The organism is Pseudoalteromonas sp. APC 3250 (assembly GCF_030407915.1).
Classification (GTDB): Bacteria; Pseudomonadota; Gammaproteobacteria; order Enterobacterales; family Alteromonadaceae; genus Pseudoalteromonas; species Pseudoalteromonas tetraodonis.
Window position 1 is genome coordinate 87,559 of the sequence record NZ_JASDCM010000007.1, and the last position, 17,251, is coordinate 104,809.

At 36.1% G+C, this 17,251-nt stretch carries 15 protein-coding genes; 13 read left to right on the top strand and 2 right to left on the bottom strand.

The window, feature by feature from the left end; genetic code table 11:
• Window positions 1-20: 20 nt before the first annotated feature.
• Window positions 21-2,027, bottom strand: a complete 2,007-nt coding sequence (locus QL986_RS09530) for an EAL domain-containing protein (RefSeq protein WP_138764634.1) — start codon at window positions 2,025-2,027, stop codon at window positions 21-23.
• Complete coding sequence (locus tag QL986_RS09535; RefSeq protein ID WP_138764635.1) at window positions 2,011-2,709, bottom strand: transglutaminase-like cysteine peptidase; 699 nt, start codon at window positions 2,707-2,709, stop codon at window positions 2,011-2,013. The genes QL986_RS09530 and QL986_RS09535 overlap by 17 nt, the downstream gene beginning before the upstream one ends.
• A 256-nt stretch (window positions 2,710-2,965) precedes the next feature.
• Here QL986_RS09535 and galU point away from each other — a divergent pair, with 256 nt between their 5' ends.
• From galU to QL986_RS09600, 13 genes are read left to right on the top strand one after another with little or no spacing between them, the layout of a single operon-like run.
• On the top strand, window positions 2,966-3,862 hold the full coding sequence (galU, locus tag QL986_RS09540; protein ID WP_138764636.1) for a UTP--glucose-1-phosphate uridylyltransferase GalU: 897 nt from the start codon (window positions 2,966-2,968) through the stop codon (window positions 3,860-3,862).
• A 39-nt stretch (window positions 3,863-3,901) separates the two neighbouring features.
• Entirely contained in the window at window positions 3,902-5,035 is a 1,134-nt protein-coding gene (wecB, locus tag QL986_RS09545; RefSeq protein WP_013464709.1) for a UDP-N-acetylglucosamine 2-epimerase (non-hydrolyzing), read from the top strand.
• A gap of 33 nt (window positions 5,036-5,068) precedes the next feature.
• Window positions 5,069-6,319 carry a UDP-N-acetyl-D-mannosamine dehydrogenase gene (gene wecC, locus QL986_RS09550; RefSeq protein ID WP_138764637.1) on the top strand — a complete coding sequence of 417 codons (1,251 nt, stop codon included), beginning with the start codon at window positions 5,069-5,071 and terminating at the stop codon, window positions 6,317-6,319.
• Between the two features lie 9 nt (window positions 6,320-6,328).
• The gene (locus QL986_RS09555) at window positions 6,329-7,690 is read left to right on the top strand and encodes a UDP-glucose/GDP-mannose dehydrogenase family protein (protein WP_138764638.1); all 1,362 of its coding nucleotides are present in this window, start codon (window positions 6,329-6,331) and stop codon (window positions 7,688-7,690) included.
• The gene (locus QL986_RS09560) at window positions 7,687-8,676 is read left to right on the top strand and encodes an NAD-dependent epimerase (RefSeq protein ID WP_138764639.1); all 990 of its coding nucleotides are present in this window, start codon (window positions 7,687-7,689) and stop codon (window positions 8,674-8,676) included. The genes QL986_RS09555 and QL986_RS09560 overlap by 4 nt, the downstream gene beginning before the upstream one ends.
• Before the next feature lie 52 nt (window positions 8,677-8,728).
• On the top strand, window positions 8,729-9,955 hold the full coding sequence (locus tag QL986_RS09565) for an oligosaccharide flippase family protein (protein WP_138764640.1): 1,227 nt from the start codon (window positions 8,729-8,731) through the stop codon (window positions 9,953-9,955).
• A complete protein-coding gene (locus QL986_RS09570; RefSeq protein ID WP_138764641.1) occupies window positions 9,952-11,178 on the top strand; it encodes an O-antigen ligase family protein in 1,227 nt (408 codons plus the stop codon). Before QL986_RS09565 ends, QL986_RS09570 begins: the two co-directional genes overlap by 4 nt.
• The gene (locus tag QL986_RS09575) at window positions 11,153-12,232 is read left to right on the top strand and encodes a glycosyltransferase family 4 protein (RefSeq protein ID WP_138764642.1); all 1,080 of its coding nucleotides are present in this window, start codon (window positions 11,153-11,155) and stop codon (window positions 12,230-12,232) included. Before QL986_RS09570 ends, QL986_RS09575 begins: the two co-directional genes overlap by 26 nt.
• The gene (locus QL986_RS09580) at window positions 12,225-12,572 is read left to right on the top strand and encodes a serine acetyltransferase (RefSeq protein ID WP_249365146.1); all 348 of its coding nucleotides are present in this window, start codon (window positions 12,225-12,227) and stop codon (window positions 12,570-12,572) included. Before QL986_RS09575 ends, QL986_RS09580 begins: the two co-directional genes overlap by 8 nt.
• 16 nt (window positions 12,573-12,588) lie before the next feature.
• Entirely contained in the window at window positions 12,589-13,917 is a 1,329-nt protein-coding gene (locus QL986_RS09585; RefSeq protein ID WP_138764643.1) for a phenylacetate--CoA ligase family protein, read from the top strand.
• Entirely contained in the window at window positions 13,917-14,963 is a 1,047-nt protein-coding gene (locus QL986_RS09590; protein ID WP_083238677.1) for a glycosyltransferase family 4 protein, read from the top strand. The genes QL986_RS09585 and QL986_RS09590 overlap by 1 nt, the downstream gene beginning before the upstream one ends.
• Window positions 14,950-16,140 (top strand): aspartate-semialdehyde dehydrogenase, encoded by a 1,191-nt coding sequence (locus QL986_RS09595; RefSeq protein WP_138764644.1) that lies wholly within the window; start codon window positions 14,950-14,952, stop codon window positions 16,138-16,140. Before QL986_RS09590 ends, QL986_RS09595 begins: the two co-directional genes overlap by 14 nt.
• A 14-nt stretch (window positions 16,141-16,154) precedes the next feature.
• Window positions 16,155-16,901: a WecB/TagA/CpsF family glycosyltransferase gene (locus QL986_RS09600; protein WP_138764645.1), complete on the top strand. Its 747-nt coding sequence runs from the start codon at window positions 16,155-16,157 to the stop codon at window positions 16,899-16,901.
• The last annotated feature ends 350 nt before the right edge of the window (window positions 16,902-17,251 follow it).

The window sequence follows — 17,251 nt, forward strand, 5'->3', positions numbered from 1 at the left end:
TCTCGTCCCTTGGTTGAGTACTAATTGCAAAATTTTAGCGCATCGGTGCAAAAAGTAAACTCTTTATTTACGCCATTTTCATTAGATTTAATAATTTTTGATGGTGGCAGTATTAAATTACCTTGTACCCCATCACATCCTAAGTATTCGAGAATTTCTAAAGTCTCGGTTTTTTCAATTAAACAGGCTAAAACCTTAATACCAAAACCATGACAAATATTATTAACTGTTTGAATATAAAATTGGCTTTGTGGGTTAGTTACTAAATCTTGAATATAACTACCATCAATTTTTACATACTCAATATCAAGACCTTGTAAATACCTAAACGACGTTAAGCTAGTACCAAAGTGTTCAATACACACATTAATACCCAGCTCTTTAATTGCATCTATATGTAAAGACGCAACATGCACGTTATAAAGCAAACCAATTTCATGTAGTTCAAACACTAAGTTTGTTTTAATTACCGGTTTAGTGTGCGAGTAAAGGGTAAGCCATTGTATAAAGTCAGTTGAGTACAAGGATGCCTTGCTAATATTAAGTGCAAATACATCATTTGGGTATTGCTCTTTTACATCTACAAAGCTACGTATAATTTTTTTATCGAGTTCTTCGGTTAAATTTAACTTTTCAGCCATCGCGAATAAGTGGCCATTATTTACCTTTTCGCCTTCATGAATAAAGTGTGCAAATACCTCAAAGTAACACTGAGAATCAGTTTTATTAGCTTGTTTAACAGGTTGCACCGAAAAACTCACTTCGCCAGCATTTATAATCGACTTAATTAAGGTACGCCATTGGTTAACACTAAATAATGACTCTTTATCGTTTTTATCAAACGTAGTGTCTTCACCTATAGTGCAACCAGTATCAAGTAGCGATAACACTTCACCTAAACTCGCTCCTTGCTCAACGCCAACAATGGCTAAATTAGCGTAACCGTTTATATGTAAGCTGTTTTCTTTTTGACTTAAATTATCAATGAGGTCTAGGCGGGCTTTATTTAAAAATAAAACGTCATATGGGGCCAGTAATACAAACGTACCCCCATTAAGCCTAAATATAGTTGAATTTGGTAACTCATCAGCAAGCTGTTTAAGTATTTTAGCAGCATCAAGTACATGCTGATCACCATCTTGGTAGCTTACCACTTGGTTAATATTATTTAACGAGGGCAGGGTAAGCATCATCGCAGTAATTGGCGCATCGTCAGTAATATTATTTACAACAGAATTAAAGTGGTTTTCAAACGACTTACGGTTACCCAATCCCGTTAACGAATCTATGTATACTTCTTCAGTAAGCGCTTGTGTTTGTTTGGTCAGCGAATCAAACGTACTTTGTAAGTTTATAACCATGTTATTAATGGCTTGGGTTACTGTGCGAAGCTCCCGTGCTACTGGTATTTCTTTATTTAAGGTAAAGCGTTTTCGAGTCACTAAAGTGGCTTGATCTTCTACTGCTTTTAACGGTTTAAATACTGCGCGTAAAATTAAAAATGCAATAGCCAGCGATGCTGCTAATAGCAAAAATGAGCTATATAAGCTGCGGAGTGTGTGTTGCCATAAGGTAAGGTAAGATTGCCCAGTATGGCTGGTTACATCAAGTGTACCTGCCATCATCCAACCATTGTTTATTTCAGAATGCATAGTGGGCGCACTCAGTTCAACAGCACTAATAAACCAACCAGGAACAGATTCAACGCGTTTAGGGTTTTGTAACTCAAACACTATATTATTTTGCACATCGGTAAATTTAATTTGGCTGTAATAACCAGAGTCAAAAATAGCGGTTGCCATCGTTTGTGCAATCATTAGGCTATCGTCTTCTAAATATGGAGATATCGAAAGCCCTAAACTGGTAGCCGTGTCTTGCGCATGGCTGGCCATTTGCGTTTGTAAATAATTACGGGTTGTATCAACGTCGGTGATAACACGTACGCAAAATGAAATAACCGAAATTAAAATGATCAAGCCATATACTTGGGTTTTTAAACTCAATCCATGTTTAAAGAGTCGAGACATAACTACTAGTTCCTTTATTGTTACCTTTGGCAGGCGCAAGCTCGCCTTGTTCAATTCGTTCAAGCATGGTGTTCCAAGCAGAAACGCCACGACTATTTTTAACCTTATTACCTAACCCTTTCGATTTGGCTAACCATAAACCTTGGCCATTAAAACTATAGATAGGTTTTAGATCACCCCGATTACTTGCAGGCACTAATTTTGTATTAAAGTTATCAAGCACCAGCGGTATTTGGTTAGGTTGTTCAAAGTATATAAGCACCATGTGAGGTTGATTAACCGTACGCTGGCGTACATACATAAAGCGTATTTTATCTTCGGGGATACCTAAAGCGATTAAAGTAAAATATTTAGCAATAACATAATCTTCACAGTCACCCATGCCCACGCCAAGGCTTTCTAGAGGGGTGGCCCAGTAATCTTTTTTTTGCCAAAGTTCGTCATCGGTTTTGTACTTTATATGCTTATTAAAAAAATCATTAACTAAATGAATTTTTTGCCATTCGCTCTTATCGGTAGAGTCATCTATAAAACTCAGCCACGTTTTTATTCGTTGGTGGCCTGCATCGCCGTAAAATTGTTTGGCACGGCTTATTATATCGCTATTACGCAAATGTAAAAGCATGTCTTGTGCACAAGCAAAAAAAGACACTAATATAATGATGCAAATTCCAACGCGCACAAAGCCCATCCCTAAAATGTTAACAAAGCAATTATATTCCCATTAAAACTAAAATGATAGATTACAAAAAAGCAAAATAAACCGTTAACAAATAATTAACCTAAAACAATCAAAAAGGCTGCTTTTTATATTGAGCGATTGTTTGTGTTGTGTATAATACCCGCCCATATGGTTAGTAGTATTTAAAACTCGCTATTCGCAGCGGCATTTATAAACAGCTACGTTATAACCAAAAGTAACTATAAAAGGAATTGAAGTGAAAGTATTAAAAGCAGTCTTGCCTGTTGCAGGCTTGGGTACCCGTATGTTACCCGCTACCAAAGCAACGCCAAAGGAAATGCTTCCACTAGTAGACAAACCTCTCATTCAATACGTTGTAAACGAAGCAGTAAAAGCAGGTATTAAAGAAATTATACTAGTCACACATGCTTCCAAAAACGCAATAGAAAATCATTTTGACACTAGCTTTGAGCTAGAAGCAACCTTAGAGGCCCGTGTAAAGCGCAGCCTGTTAGAAGAGGTGCGTTCAATAATCCCGCGTGATGTAAGCATTATTTCGGTTCGTCAATCGGCGCCGTTAGGCCTAGGCCACGCAATACTTGAAACTCGCCCAATCATTGGCAATAACCCTTTTGCTATTTTATTGCCCGATGTAATTATCGATCAATACAAGTCAAACCTAAAGGTTGATAATCTTGCGCAAATGATCGCCCAATTTGAACGAACTCAACATAATCAAATTATGGTTGAGCCTGTCCCACAGGACGAAGTGCACAACTATGGTGTGGTTGATTTAGCAGGTAAAAAAATCCAGCCTGGTGAAAATGCAGCCATTACCAACATGGTTGAAAAACCAAATAATGACGAAGCGCCCAGTAATTTAGCCATAACAGGGCGTTATGTTGTATCGCCTGCTATTTGGGATTTACTCGAGTTTACGCCTCCAGGGGCTGGCGGCGAAATACAATTAACAGATGCATTACTACAGTTACGTCATCTTGAAACAATTGAAGCGTATCATTTAAAAGGTAAGTCGCATGACTGCGGCTCAAAACTAGGCTATATGCTCGCAAACGTAGAGTATGCAATGCAATCAAGCCTATTGGGTGAAGAATTTACCAAGCGCGTTAAGCAATTAATGGCAAATGCATAAATTTATGCAAAATCGGTTAGTAAAAAATTAAGGGAAATCATGGCTATTAAAGTATTAAGTATTTTTGGTACGCGACCTGAAGCAATAAAAATGGCGCCGCTAGTTAAAGCGCTAAATGAAGCAGACGGTATTGATGCAAAAGTATGTGTTACTGCTCAGCATCGTGAAATGCTTGACCAAGTTTTAGACCTTTTTGAAATTGTACCAGAGTACGATTTAAATATTATGAAGCCGGGTCAAAGTTTGTACGATGTAACAACAAATATTTTGTTAGGTCTAAAACCTATTCTTGAAGAGTTTAAACCAGATTTAGTGCTTGTTCATGGCGATACCAGCACTACTTTATCTGCAAGTTTAGCGGCGTTTTATCAGCAAATTCCAGTGGGGCACGTAGAAGCAGGTTTACGCACAGGTAACTTAAGTTCACCATGGCCAGAAGAGGGTAACCGCAAGCTTACTGGAGCTATTACAAAGCTGCATTTTGCACCAACGCAAACATCGCAGCAAAACTTACTCAATGAAGCGGTAAGTGCTGACGATATCGTAATTACTGGTAACACCGTTATTGATGCACTATTACAAGTGGTTGATAAAGTAAAAACCGACACCGCTTTAATTTCAACTCTAAAAGCTAAATTCCCAGAACTCGATGAAACTAAAAAGCTTATTTTAGTTACAGGGCACCGCCGTGAGAGCTTTGGTGGCGGATTTGAGCGAATTTGTGAGGCATTGGTCGAAATTGCAACTGCGCACCCAGATACACAAATTTTATACCCAATGCATTTAAATCCTAATGTACGCGAACCGGTAAACCGCATATTAAAAAATGTTGATAATGTGCATTTAATCGAGCCGCAAGACTACCTACCCTTTGTGTACTTAATGAATCAAGCTCACATAATCGTAACCGACTCAGGTGGTGTTCAAGAAGAAGCGCCAAGCCTAGGTAAACCTGTACTTGTTATGCGTGACACCACAGAACGCCCAGAAGCGGTAGAAGCAGGTACAGTTAAGTTAGTAGGTACAGATAAAGCTCGCATTGTGAGTGAAGTAAATAACTTACTAACTAACGCTCAAGAATATCAATCAATGAGCCGTGCACATAACCCTTATGGTGATGGTAAAGCGTGTGACCGCATTGTGGCTAAAATTAAGCAACACTTTAAAGATTAAAATAAAGTTTAAAACTTTTTCAAGGATTTAGTAATGACAATTAAAACAGTTTCAGTTGTTGGTTTAGGCTACATAGGTTTACCAACTGCAGCGGTTATTGCATCGCGTGGTATGAAAGTAATTGGTTTAGACGTAAGCGAAAAAGCAGTTAATACCATTAATGCCGGTGAAATACACATAGTAGAGCCCGATCTCGACATAATAGTGCGCGGCGTAGTGTCTACCGGCAATTTAAGAGCGACTACAACGCCAGAAAAAGCCGATGCGTTTATGGTAGCTGTACCTACACCATTTATTCATAGCGAAAGTGGTAATCACAGTGCAGACTTAAGCTATATTAAATCGGCTGCAAAAATGATTGCCCCAGTGCTTGAAAAAGGTAACTTAGTTATTTTAGAAAGCACCTCACCTGTAGGTGCAACAGAGCAACTAGCCGCTTGGTTAAGTGAAGCGCGCCCTGATTTAACGTTCCCACAAGATAAAGGCGATGCCGCCGACATCAATGTTGCTCATTGCCCTGAGCGTGTATTACCTGGTTATGTATTACAAGAGCTGGTATCAAACGACCGTGTAATAGGTGGTATGAGCAAAGCGTGTAGCGAAAAAGCCGTTAAGTTATACGAAACTTTCGTGCGCGGCGAGTGTATTATTACCAATGCCCGTACTGCTGAAATGGCTAAGTTAACCGAAAACTCATTTCGCGATGTAAACATTGCCTTTGCCAATGAATTGTCGGTAATTTGTGACAAATTAAAAATTAATGTGTGGGAGCTCATTAAGCTCGCTAATCGTCATCCGCGTGTAAATATTTTAAACCCAGGCCCAGGTGTTGGCGGCCACTGTATTGCGGTTGATCCTTGGTTTATTGTTGCAAGCTGCCCAGACGAAGCAAAAATAATTAAACAAGCGCGCTTAACAAACGATGCAAAACCTTTTTACGTAATAGAAAAAGTAGCAAAAGCCGCTGATGAATTTAAACGCCCAGTGATTGCATGCCTAGGCCTTGCGTTTAAAGCGGATATTGACGATCTACGCGAAAGCCCAGCATTAAATATTGTTGAAGAGCTAGCAGCAAAAAATATTGGTGAAATACTCGCGGTAGAGCCAAACATTGCAGAGCTACCAGCCAACCTTGTAGATAAAAATGTTAGTTTAGTGTCGCTAGAAAGCGCACTAGAGCAAGCAAACGTCGTTGTAGTATTAGTTGATCATAAACAATTTAAAGCAGCAGATAAAACAGAGTTTGCTTCAAAAGTTGTTATTGATACTCGCGGTATTTTGTAAGGAATTGTTATGAAAGTTACTTTTTATGGTATTGGTTATGTCGGCTTGGTACAAGCGGCAGTGCTCGCAGATGCAGGTCATAATGTATGTTGTGTTGATATTGATGAAACCCGTATAGAAAACTTAAAAAAAGGTATTATCCCAATTTACGAGCCTGGGCTAACGCCTTTGGTAGAAAAAAACTTTGCGGAAGGTCGTTTAATATTTACAACAGATGCCCAATTTGGGGTTGAATTTGGTGAACTGCAGTTTATTGCAGTAGGTACTCCGCCAGATGAAGACGGCTCGGCAGATTTAAAGTACGTATTAAAAGTAGCAGAAACTATTGCTACACATATGCAAAAGCCAAAAGTTATTATCGATAAGTCAACGGTACCTGTGGGCACTGCAGATAAAGTTAAAGCAACAGTGCAGTCAATTCTTGATAGCCGAAAAAGTGATTTAACTTTTTCAGTGGTATCAAATCCTGAGTTTTTAAAAGAAGGGGCTGCAGTTAATGATTGTAAACGCCCTGATCGCATAATTATTGGTACAGACTCGACAGATGCAGAAGACCAAATGCGTGAACTTTATGCACCATTTAATCGAAATCACGAAAAAATTATCGTCATGGATATTAAAAGTGCTGAACTTACTAAATATGCAGCTAACTGCATGCTAGCTACTAAAATTAGCTTTATGAACGAAATGGCGAATATCGCTGAACGAGTAGGTGCCGACATAGAACATGTTCGCCATGGCATAGGTTCAGATCCACGAATCGGTTATCAGTTTATTTATCCCGGTTGTGGTTATGGAGGCTCATGCTTTCCCAAAGATGTACAAGCACTTGTTCGTACGACCGATAGCATAGGCTACGAATCAAAAATACTCAAAGCAGTCGAAGCCGTAAATTATGCTCAAAAGCATAAGTTATTTGAGTACATCACAAAACACTATGACTTAGAAAAAAATCCAGATGCAATTAAAGGTAAGACTTTTGCATTGTGGGGTTTAAGCTTTAAACCTAACACAGATGATATGCGAGAAGCACCAAGTCGTATTTTAATGGAACAGTTATGGGAGGCTGGGGCTAAGGTACAAGCATATGACCCTGAAGCAATGGAAGAAACCCAACGAATTTACGGTAGCCGAGACGATTTAAGCTTAATGGGGACCAAAGAGTCCGCTCTAAACAAAGCTGACGCATTAGTTATTTGTACCGAATGGCAGAATTTTAGAGCGCCAGATTTTGATTTGATAAAATCGAAACTAAGTAGTGCAGTCATATTTGATGGACGAAACTTATTTGAGCCAAATAGAATAAACAAAAAAGACATTAATTATTATAGTATTGGCCGTGGACTATCGGTAACTGGGTTTAATCTATGAAATATCTTGTAACAGGAGCAGCAGGTTTTATCGGTAACTTTGTGGCTGAGCGTTTATGCCAATTAGGTCATGAAGTTATAGGGCTTGATAACTTAAATGATTATTACGATCCTGCATTAAAACTTGCGCGTTTAAAGCGTATAGAACACTTTAATAACTTTAGTTTTATAAAAATGGAGCTTGCTGATAGAGAGGCTATTGCAGATCTATTTGCAAACGAAAAGTTCGAAAGAGTGATCCATTTAGCAGCGCAAGCGGGTGTAAGGTATTCAATAGAAAACCCGATGGCTTATATTGATTCAAACGTAGTAGGCATGGCAACAATATTAGAGGGTTGTCGCCATAACAACGTGAAGCATCTGGTTTATGCTTCTTCAAGCTCTGTATATGGTGCAAATACTAAAATACCTTTTGCAGAAGAAGATAGAGTTGATCACCCTGTATCTCTGTATGCAGCAACTAAAAAATCTAATGAACTGATGGCGCATACTTATAGTCACTTATATTCATTGCCTACTACAGGACTTCGCTTTTTTACAGTCTACGGACCTTGGGGACGACCTGATATGGCCCCATTTTTATTCACCGATGCAATAGCCAGCGATAGAGAAATTAAAGTATTTAATAATGGTGAGATGCAAAGAGACTTTACTTATATAGACGATATTGTTGAAGGCATTATTCGTATTCAAGATCATGTTCCATGTGTTGAGTATGGTAGTACAAAAGAAGGCTCACAATATTATCGTTTATTTAATATTGGCAACAATCAACCAGTACAGCTTGAGTCTTTTATTAACACGATTGAAAATGCCCTTGCTAAAAAAGCGAATAAAAAGTATTTACCAATGCAAGATGGTGATGTTGTTCGCACATACGCTGACATAGAAGAGCTTAATAAACAAATAGGTTTCAAACCAGAAACTAATCTTCAAGATGGTATTAATAAGTTTGTAAAATGGTACTCGGAATTTTATAACAAATGATGATAGTACTTTTTAATACTTCATTAGAATTATGTCGCAGTGAGAATGCAAAATGAGTGTTGTTAGAGGAGTTACATGGATTTTTATTGCGACTATCCTAACCCAACTCATAAACCTAATAACGTTACCTTATATTTCAAGGCAATATGACGAATCTGCATTGTCTTCATTGGGTATAATAACGTCAGTACTCGCTTTATTTTTAATTTTTAGTTCTTTTCGTCTCGAGTTCTTTATAGTTAAAAAAGACGATGAAACAGTAACTCGTTATACACAAGCACTTTATCTGCTTACAATATGCGGCGGGATTGTTTATTCTTTTTTTCTGTTTGGGTATTTAATATATAAAGGGTTAGATTTACCTTGGTATAGCTATTTTTTATTTGTGCCTTATTTAATTGGTGCTTTTTGGCAAAATATAGCAACATTTTCAGTCACCAGGAGCGGTAGTTTTCATCACTTGGCGTTCTTAAAAATCGCTAGAGCCAGTATATTACTTCTAGTGATGTATTTACTTAATACATTTCAATTATTTGGAATTATTTGGTCTTTAGTTGTTTCGGTTATACTACCTTTATGCTTTTATTTTTATTGGTATAAAAAAGAGTTTTTCGGTATTTTTACTGAGTTCCATGAGAAGTACCTGTTGTTAAAAAGTGAGCTTGCTAAAAATTACCATGCTGCAGTCCAGGCAATGTTTAATGTTGTTAATGTTCAGTTTGTCGCTTTTTACATAATTGCTTTTGAGTCACAAAAAATCATTGCATCTTATTTCTTTATGGAGAAGATTTTAAATGCGCCTTTAAACCTACTAGCAAGCAGCTTACGCCAAGTTATATACAAGCATTTTGTTGATAATCAAAACAATACTAAAAAGCTATTAAAAAGTTACTTTTTTACTCAGCTATTATTATTATTTGCATCTTTACTGATGGCTTTAGTTGTCTTTCTTCTTGGAACTGAGTTGATAAACTTAATCCTAGGAGACGGGTGGACTGAAGTCGCATTATTATTAAACGCTTATGTTTTTATAATTGTTATGCAAATTATAAATATCCCTAGCACATCACTTTATCTTACAATTGACAAGATGAATGTTATGTCACATCTAGAAAAAGCTATTTTACCTATCAAGATACTTATAGCACTCTATTCAATCATGACTGAAATGGACATATACAGTTTTATTGAACTTTCATCTGTATTTGTAGTTATTTATTACTGTGTAGTAAGTTCTTTTTTATACTACCTATTACTTAATAGGGATAAGAAAATATGAAGATTAGATTTTCTTATTTATCACTGTTTTTCTCCTTGGGGATACTTTTTTTTAGCCGTGCTTTTACATTTTTGTTTGAAATGATGCCTGAGGGCACAGCGAGTAGCTTATTTACACCAATAAGTTTAATCTTCTATGTTGTTTCTTTGTTTATTATTATTAATAAAGTTAAGTATAAGAGTAATTTAAAAAGTTTATTACAATCTTCGATCTTTCCTATAATAATTTGCTCAGTGGCATTTATCTCCAGTTTTTTTTCTATGTATGCTGGTCAGTCATTTATAGCGTCAAGCGCTTTAGCGGGTACGTTTTTATTTGCAGCGGCTTTAGTTGTTTGTAACGATGAAGAGGCTTTAATCAAAGTAGTCGTTACTCCCTTACTATGGGCTTTATCAGTAAGTATATTATTCGCGATTTTTATCCCTTCTATTGGTATTGATGATGGTAGCAACGATCCTGCGCATCTTGGTTTATGGCAAGGTATTTTTGGGTTTAAAAATATTTTAGGCAGGACAGCAGTATTTACTATGTTGTTTATGTTATTTAGCCACTTTAAGGGCGATAAATATAAATGGTTTGTTTGGTTAATCCCTGTTATTTGTTTACTAATGAGTAAATCAACTACCCCGTTAATATGCTTCTTTGTTGTTTTGTCTTCGATTTATATTTTAAACTTTTATAAAAGAATTACTGTTGTCGCTAGATTAATTAGCATTCCAGTGATTATTTCTCTTGGGTTTATTGGGTTCTCTATTATTACTTTTATTATCACTGATGTTTTTGATAAAGATTTAACAGGCTCTGGTCGCTCCGAAATGTGGGGGATTATCTTAAATAATATTGACTATAAACTTTTCGGCTATGGTTTTGGTGGTGTGTTTTGGGGCGAAAACCAGCCAGCAGAGTTCACCGTCGGGCGGCTTTATTACCATTTAGGCCATGCACATAATGGCATGATCGATGCACTTATTGATATGGGTTATGTAGGGCTTTTTATGTATCCAATTATTATTTTAATCCCTTATTTTACATCTATTAAAAGGTTATTTTTAGGAGATTTAACATATACATTACCCTTAATCGTTTTAACGTTTTTAACGTTTTATTCAATAAGCGGTAGTTCGTTTATAAAACAAAATAATTTATTGTTTTTATTTTATTGTGTAGCAATTATATATCCAGCATGGAGAAGAATAAATGAATGTCATATTAGTTATCGCTAGCTTAGAAGTTGGTGGTACAGAGCAAAAAGTTATTCGCTTAGCTAATTATTTTGCAGCACAGGGCAAAGATGTAGAAGTACTATCGCTCTCTTTAAATAATTCACAAAAAGAGAAGCTTAATAGTGAGGTTAAACTTACCATTATCGATACTAACAGTAATATAAAAGCGCGTTTGGATGCTAAAAAACGTGTTTTTAATTATTTAAATAAACAGCAAGCAAGTGCAGAAACTGCCTCTGCCATTTTTTATTTTAATTACTACCCAGCCTTATTTGTATCTTCAAAACTTATAAAACAAGTTGTATTTATTAATACAACCCATTTAATTGGCTTTATGAGTAAAGTTAAGCAAACAATTGCTATCAAAAAAATGAAGTTTGCTAACGCTATTGTAATGGGGAATAGCGAATTAGCTGAGGAGTTTAAACGCTTTAATCAGCTTAAAAATACACGGATAGAGGCGCTGCAAAATGGGATAGAGACAAACTACCCTGTTAAGGAATGTTATCAAGTAAACGATGTATTTAGGTTGGTGGTTGTTGCAAGGCTCCGCCCAGAAAAAAGACATGCCGATATTTTTAAAGCGGTAAAAATATTATTAGATAAAGGCTTTAAAATCGAACTTGATTGTATTGGTAGTCAAGTTTCAGATGGCAAAGAAGAGCAGTTAAAGCACGTAGTAAATGACTTAAGTTTACAGAAGCATGTTAATTTTTTAGGTGAAAGAAATAATGTAAGACAGCTGCTGCCAAATTACGATGCATTTGTTTTACCCTCAAATGATACGTTTTCAAATGCGTTGCTCGAAGCCATGGCTGCAGGCCTACCTGTGCTGGGCGCTAATGTAGGAGGGTCGGCAGAAATTATTAGTGATTCAAATGATGGTTTGTTGTATAAATTTATGAACCAGACAGATTTAGCAGATAAAATAGAAGGTTTAATATTGGATGAACAGTGTCGCAAAAAGCTTGGCTTAAATGCAATTAACAAGATTAATACAAGTTTTTCTAGTGAGTACATGTATAAGAAATACGAAGCTTACATCAATGAGTAACATTATCAGTATGATGCTATATCGTTTGGGAAATTGGTTCTATACAAGTAAGATCCCTTTATTTCCCAAGGTAATTAATTTACTTATTAGGCTAGTTCATAATAGTGCTGTATTTTCTGAAGCAAGCATAGGAAAAAGTACTACGTTTAGATATGGAGGAATTGCGACTTTAATTCATAAGAGTGCAACCATTGGCAGCGATTGTGTTATTGATTCTTGTGTGACAATAAGTGGTGAAGAAGAAAGTGGGATACCAATAACAGGCGCTAATGCTGTTATTATTATCGATATACCTGATAACAAAACTGCGGTAGGAATACCTGCTCGTATTATTCATTAAAAAGCTACTTAATAATATGTTTCAAAAAAAAATTTATAAAAACTCGCCAATACTAATTCAAAATTTATTAATTTCTGTTCGCGCGATCATCAGATTGAAATTACGAGATAATAGAGAAAGCAAATGCTTTTTAAAAAGAATTGAAAATAACGAATACAACAAGAATACATTAGATAGTTATGTTGAAAGTGAATTAAACAGCGCATTAATTAATGCTGTTGAAAATACCATGTTCTACGAAAAATATGATGCAAGTGATTTAGAGTCTTTTCCTCGATTAACGAAAGAAAGTATAAAAGCAGAACCGTCTGGGTTACTTTCTAAAAATAAACCCAAAGTGATAGTAAAAGGCTCAACGAGTGGTACTACAGGTTCGCCTTTGATGATCCCACAATCTATGGAGTCGGTGATTAAAGAATTTGCTTTTGTTAAACGTTTGCTCGAATGGGCGGGTTACAAAAAAGGAGATAAAAGGGCCTGGTTACGAGGTGACTTAATTGTGCCATTAGAGCAAAAAACGGGTGCTTTATGGCGATATTCTTTTTTTGAAAAAATGTTGATGTTATCCACTTTTCATTTATCAAAAGAAACAATGCAGCAGTACATTGATAAAATGGTAAGTTATAAAGTTGATATAATTCAAGCCTATCCCTCATCAATAGTGTTATTAGCAAAATTTTTAAAAGAAAATAATGATTATTATCCTTCAAGGCTAAAGTCAATTATCACCTCTTCTGAGCAGTTAACGAAAGATGATAGGGCGTTAATAGAAGAGCGTTTTAAATGTAAAGTATTTGATTGGTATGGTTTATTTGAACGTGTTGCTGCAATTTCTAATTGTGAACATGGACGTTACCATTTACTTACAGATTATTCGCACGTAGAGCTTGAGCATGTGTCGGATGAGGTATACGAAATAGTTGGAACTAATTTTAATAATAAATATTACCCGCTTATTCGCTATAAAACAGGCGACCAAGTAGTTTTAAGTGACGAAAAAGAGTGCCCTTGCGGGCGGGTTTATCCTATTGTAAAAGAGATTAAAGGTCGGCAGGTGCAGCATGTTTATAATACAAATAAAGATAAAGTATTTGCTTTAGATCAATGTGTAAAAGAAGCAAAAGGAATAATTGGCAGTCAATTTGAGCAATTTAAGTATGGTGAAATAACCATTCACCTTATTATTAATGATGAATTTAATGAGAAACAAAAAACAATAATAGAAAAAGCAGTTAAATCGCGTCTTGGTCTAGAAATGCTCGTTGTTTTTAACTTTGTTAAAGAATTAAAAAAGACAAGAAGTGGAAAGTCAATTCAAGCAATTTGCCATATAAAGGGAACTTAATGAACTTAATGATAGGGACTAGCATAGAGGGGCAAGGTGGTATTGCTTCTGTACTCCAACAGTATCGACAATACGGTTTATTGGACAAATGGAATATTAAACTGATTGTAAGCCATAAAGAAAAAGTTAATATTGCTACATCTATGTTTCTATTTTTAAAGTGTTTAATTGTAGTATGCTTTTATTTATTAAGTCGTGATATTGGCTTTGTGCATATTCATATGGCATCAAATGGTAGTTATAAGCGTAAATCTTTACTTGTTAGGCTTATTAAACTTTTAGGTGGCAAGGTTATTATTCACTTACATGGTGGGGGATTTAAGCTATTTTATGATGCATCGACCGCAGGGAACAAACGTCATATTTTAAATACCTTTATTAAAGCAGATAAAATTATTGTTTTGTCTAAGAGTTGGTACGCATGGTTAAACGATACCCTAGGTAATTCAACAAAAGTTTCGATTGTTTATAATGCAACAGAGCAGGTTTGTGAAAATCCAGATCCTACCGCTGGCCATATTTTATTTCTAGGTCGTTTAGAAGAAGCTAAAGGCGTAAGTGATCTAATTTATGCATTTGCAAAAGTGAGCCATATTTATCCTACTATAACTCTAACTTTAGGCGGTACAGGCAATCTCGATTTTTATAAGTCACTAGCCACTGAGTTAGGTGTTGAAAATAAGATTATTTTTGCTGGTTGGGTAAGTGGCGAGGCTAAAAAAGCATTATTTCGCTCTTCTGATATTTATTGTCTACCTAGCTACAAAGAAGGCTTTCCTATGGGTGTAATAGAGGCTATGTCAAGCCATTTAGCTGTTATAGCCTCTGACGTTGGAGGAATATCAGATGCCATCGAACATAATGTTACAGGCCTATTGTTTAAAGCCGGCGACCGAGAGCAGTTAGTACAACACCTAGACAATTACCTCTCTAATGAAAAGCTTAAAAACGCAGTTAAAATAAATGCATTTGGAAAATTTAATACTGAATTTTCATTTGATGTTGTCATTCCTTCATTAGAAAAAGTTTATAATGAAATTACATAAATTAAATAAGTTATTACTTCAGCAAGCCATAACCAATAATTACAGTGGAGCTGATCCATTTGACGGCCTAAATAGCAAGTTATTTGAGCTTTTCCCTCGTTTGAAAAAAGGTGTTATTGGCCTTGCGTGGATTCAATTACATAAACGCTTAGCTGTGAATTTAAGGCCTTTATTTGGAGTACCTAAAAAGCGCAACCCAAAAGGCATTGGCTTATTTATTTTAGGTTTATTAGAAGACTATAAAGTTACAAATGAACAAACATACTTAGATGAGGCCAAAGAGCTAGCTGATTGGTTGCTAACTCAGCAAAGTGATAAAACTATTTGGCAGCATAGTTGCTGGGGCTACCATTTTGATTGGAATGCCCGTGCGTTTTTTGTACCTAAAGGTAAGCCGAATGTTATTACTACTATATATGTAGCACAGGCGTTATATGCGTTAAGCGAAGTAACTAATGAAAGTAAATACCTAGAGCCTGCAATAGATAGTGCTCACTTTATTGTAAAAACGTTATACAAAGAATGTGATGGTAGGCAGTTTTTTGGTTATATTCCAGGTGAAACTGCTTTTGTGCATAATGCTAGCCTTTGGGGCGCAGCATGGGTTGCAAAAGTTGCTGTACTGACTAATAACCAACACTACAAACAGCTTGCTTTAAATGCGGCTCGCCAGTCTGTAAGCGAGCAGGGGGCTGATGGCTCGTGGGTATATGGTGCTCGCCATCATCACCAGTTTATTGATGGCTTTCATACCGGTTATAATTTGGAAGCGTTGCGTTTACTGAGCGATGAGCTACAAACGGATGAGTTTGAGGCCGCAATTGCACAAGGCTTTACCTATTATAAAGCACATTTGTTTGAGCAAGATGGCACCGCAAAATATTACAATAATAATCGTTACCCACTCGATATGCACAGCGTGTCTCAGGCTATTTTTACGCTATTAAAAGTAGGTAAAACGTCAGATGACTTTGCGATGGCCGAAAAAGTAATAAACCGCGCTATTCAAACCTTGTATATGCCTAAAAAGCAGCGTTTTATTTATCAAAAAAATAAGTACTTTACCAATAAGGTTGACTATGTGCGTTGGACACAAGCATGGGTCTACTATTCGTTTGCTTATTTTAATCGCCAAAAAGTTAGCATAACGCAGCAAAATGATACTGAACAACTTTAAAAAACGGACTTAATATGAAACGTATTGAATTTTTAAAAGCACCAATGGATATAGCTACCATGCAAGAGACAGTGTCTTTTATTGAAAACAGAATTGAGCAAAAGCAATTTCTACAGCATGTAGTGGTTAATGTTGCCAAGATAGTTAATATGCAAAAAGATCCTGTTTTAGCACAGTCGGTTAAAGCCTGTGAGGTAATTAATATTGATGGTATGGGCGTTGTTTTTGGCGCACGCTTTTTAGGACACAATGTACCAGAGCGAGTAGCTGGGGTTGACTTATTTCATGAATTATTAGCCATGAGTGCCAAGCGCGATTTCCCTGTATTTTTACTTGGCGCTACCGAAGAGGTAGTAAGCAAAACAGTGGAAGTAGTTAAAGCACAAAACCCTAATTTAAATATTGCTGGTTATCATGATGGTTATTTCTTTGGAAATAAAGAGGGGAATGACGAAGAAGCAGTAGTCACTAAAATACGTGAATCGGGCGCTAAGTTGTTATTTGTAGCTATTACCTCTCCTAAAAAAGAAAACTTTATTAATAAATGGCAAGACAAACTCGGCGTTGATTTTGTAATGGGAGTTGGTGGTACGTTCGATGTTGTAGCAGGCAAAGTAAAGCGCGCACCACAGTGGATGCAAAAAGCAGGGCTCGAATGGCTTTACAGGGTTATACAAGAACCCGGCAGAATGTGGAAACGTTACTTAATTACAAATTCTAAATTTGCATACTTATTAATAAAGAATAAGTTTAGTAGCTAATTTTTTAACATTGACTAAAACCCCCCTCCCTCGCAAATCACTTTTAGACATCAAATTTCAAGCTGACAATATAATAATATAAGAGTTACAACAGAGTAACTCTTATATTATTATGTAACCTCTGGTCTTTCACAAAAAATTAACAAGTTGCAGTTCTTTAAGGTGTGTTTTGTGTTTTTTTTAAATTAATTTTGATTTTTTATTACTGTAACTCATTGATATTATGTTTTTGTGTCCTTTTAGGTACTAAAAATTAGTACTTTCGTAGGGTTTTTTGTTCCTTTTGATTTTATTTGTGTATATAATGTTCAGCAGAAGTGAAAGAATTAACTTTCATTAAACAAATGACA

Excerpts from the sequence above, each read along its gene's own strand:
- QL986_RS09555 (WP_138764638.1), top strand. The coding sequence starts at position 6,329 with ATGAAAGTTACTTTTTATGGTATTGGTTATGTCGGCTTGGTACAAGCG.
- wecC (WP_138764637.1), top strand. The coding sequence starts at position 5,069 with ATGACAATTAAAACAGTTTCAGTTGTTGGTTTAGGCTACATAGGTTTA.
- QL986_RS09575 (WP_138764642.1), top strand. The coding sequence starts at position 11,153 with ATGAATGTCATATTAGTTATCGCTAGCTTAGAAGTTGGTGGTACAGAG.
- QL986_RS09600 (WP_138764645.1), top strand. The coding sequence starts at position 16,155 with ATGAAACGTATTGAATTTTTAAAAGCACCAATGGATATAGCTACCATG.
- QL986_RS09580 (WP_249365146.1), top strand. The coding sequence starts at position 12,225 with ATGAGTAACATTATCAGTATGATGCTATATCGTTTGGGAAATTGGTTC.
- QL986_RS09585 (WP_138764643.1), top strand. The coding sequence starts at position 12,589 with ATGTTTCAAAAAAAAATTTATAAAAACTCGCCAATACTAATTCAAAAT.
- QL986_RS09560 (WP_138764639.1), top strand. The coding sequence starts at position 7,687 with ATGAAATATCTTGTAACAGGAGCAGCAGGTTTTATCGGTAACTTTGTG.
- wecB (WP_013464709.1), top strand. The coding sequence starts at position 3,902 with ATGGCTATTAAAGTATTAAGTATTTTTGGTACGCGACCTGAAGCAATA.
- QL986_RS09565 (WP_138764640.1), top strand. The coding sequence starts at position 8,729 with ATGAGTGTTGTTAGAGGAGTTACATGGATTTTTATTGCGACTATCCTA.
- QL986_RS09595 (WP_138764644.1), top strand. The coding sequence starts at position 14,950 with ATGAAATTACATAAATTAAATAAGTTATTACTTCAGCAAGCCATAACC.
- QL986_RS09570 (WP_138764641.1), top strand. The coding sequence starts at position 9,952 with ATGAAGATTAGATTTTCTTATTTATCACTGTTTTTCTCCTTGGGGATA.
- QL986_RS09530 (WP_138764634.1), bottom strand. The coding sequence starts at position 2,027 with ATGTCTCGACTCTTTAAACATGGATTGAGTTTAAAAACCCAAGTATAT.
- QL986_RS09590 (WP_083238677.1), top strand. The coding sequence starts at position 13,917 with ATGAACTTAATGATAGGGACTAGCATAGAGGGGCAAGGTGGTATTGCT.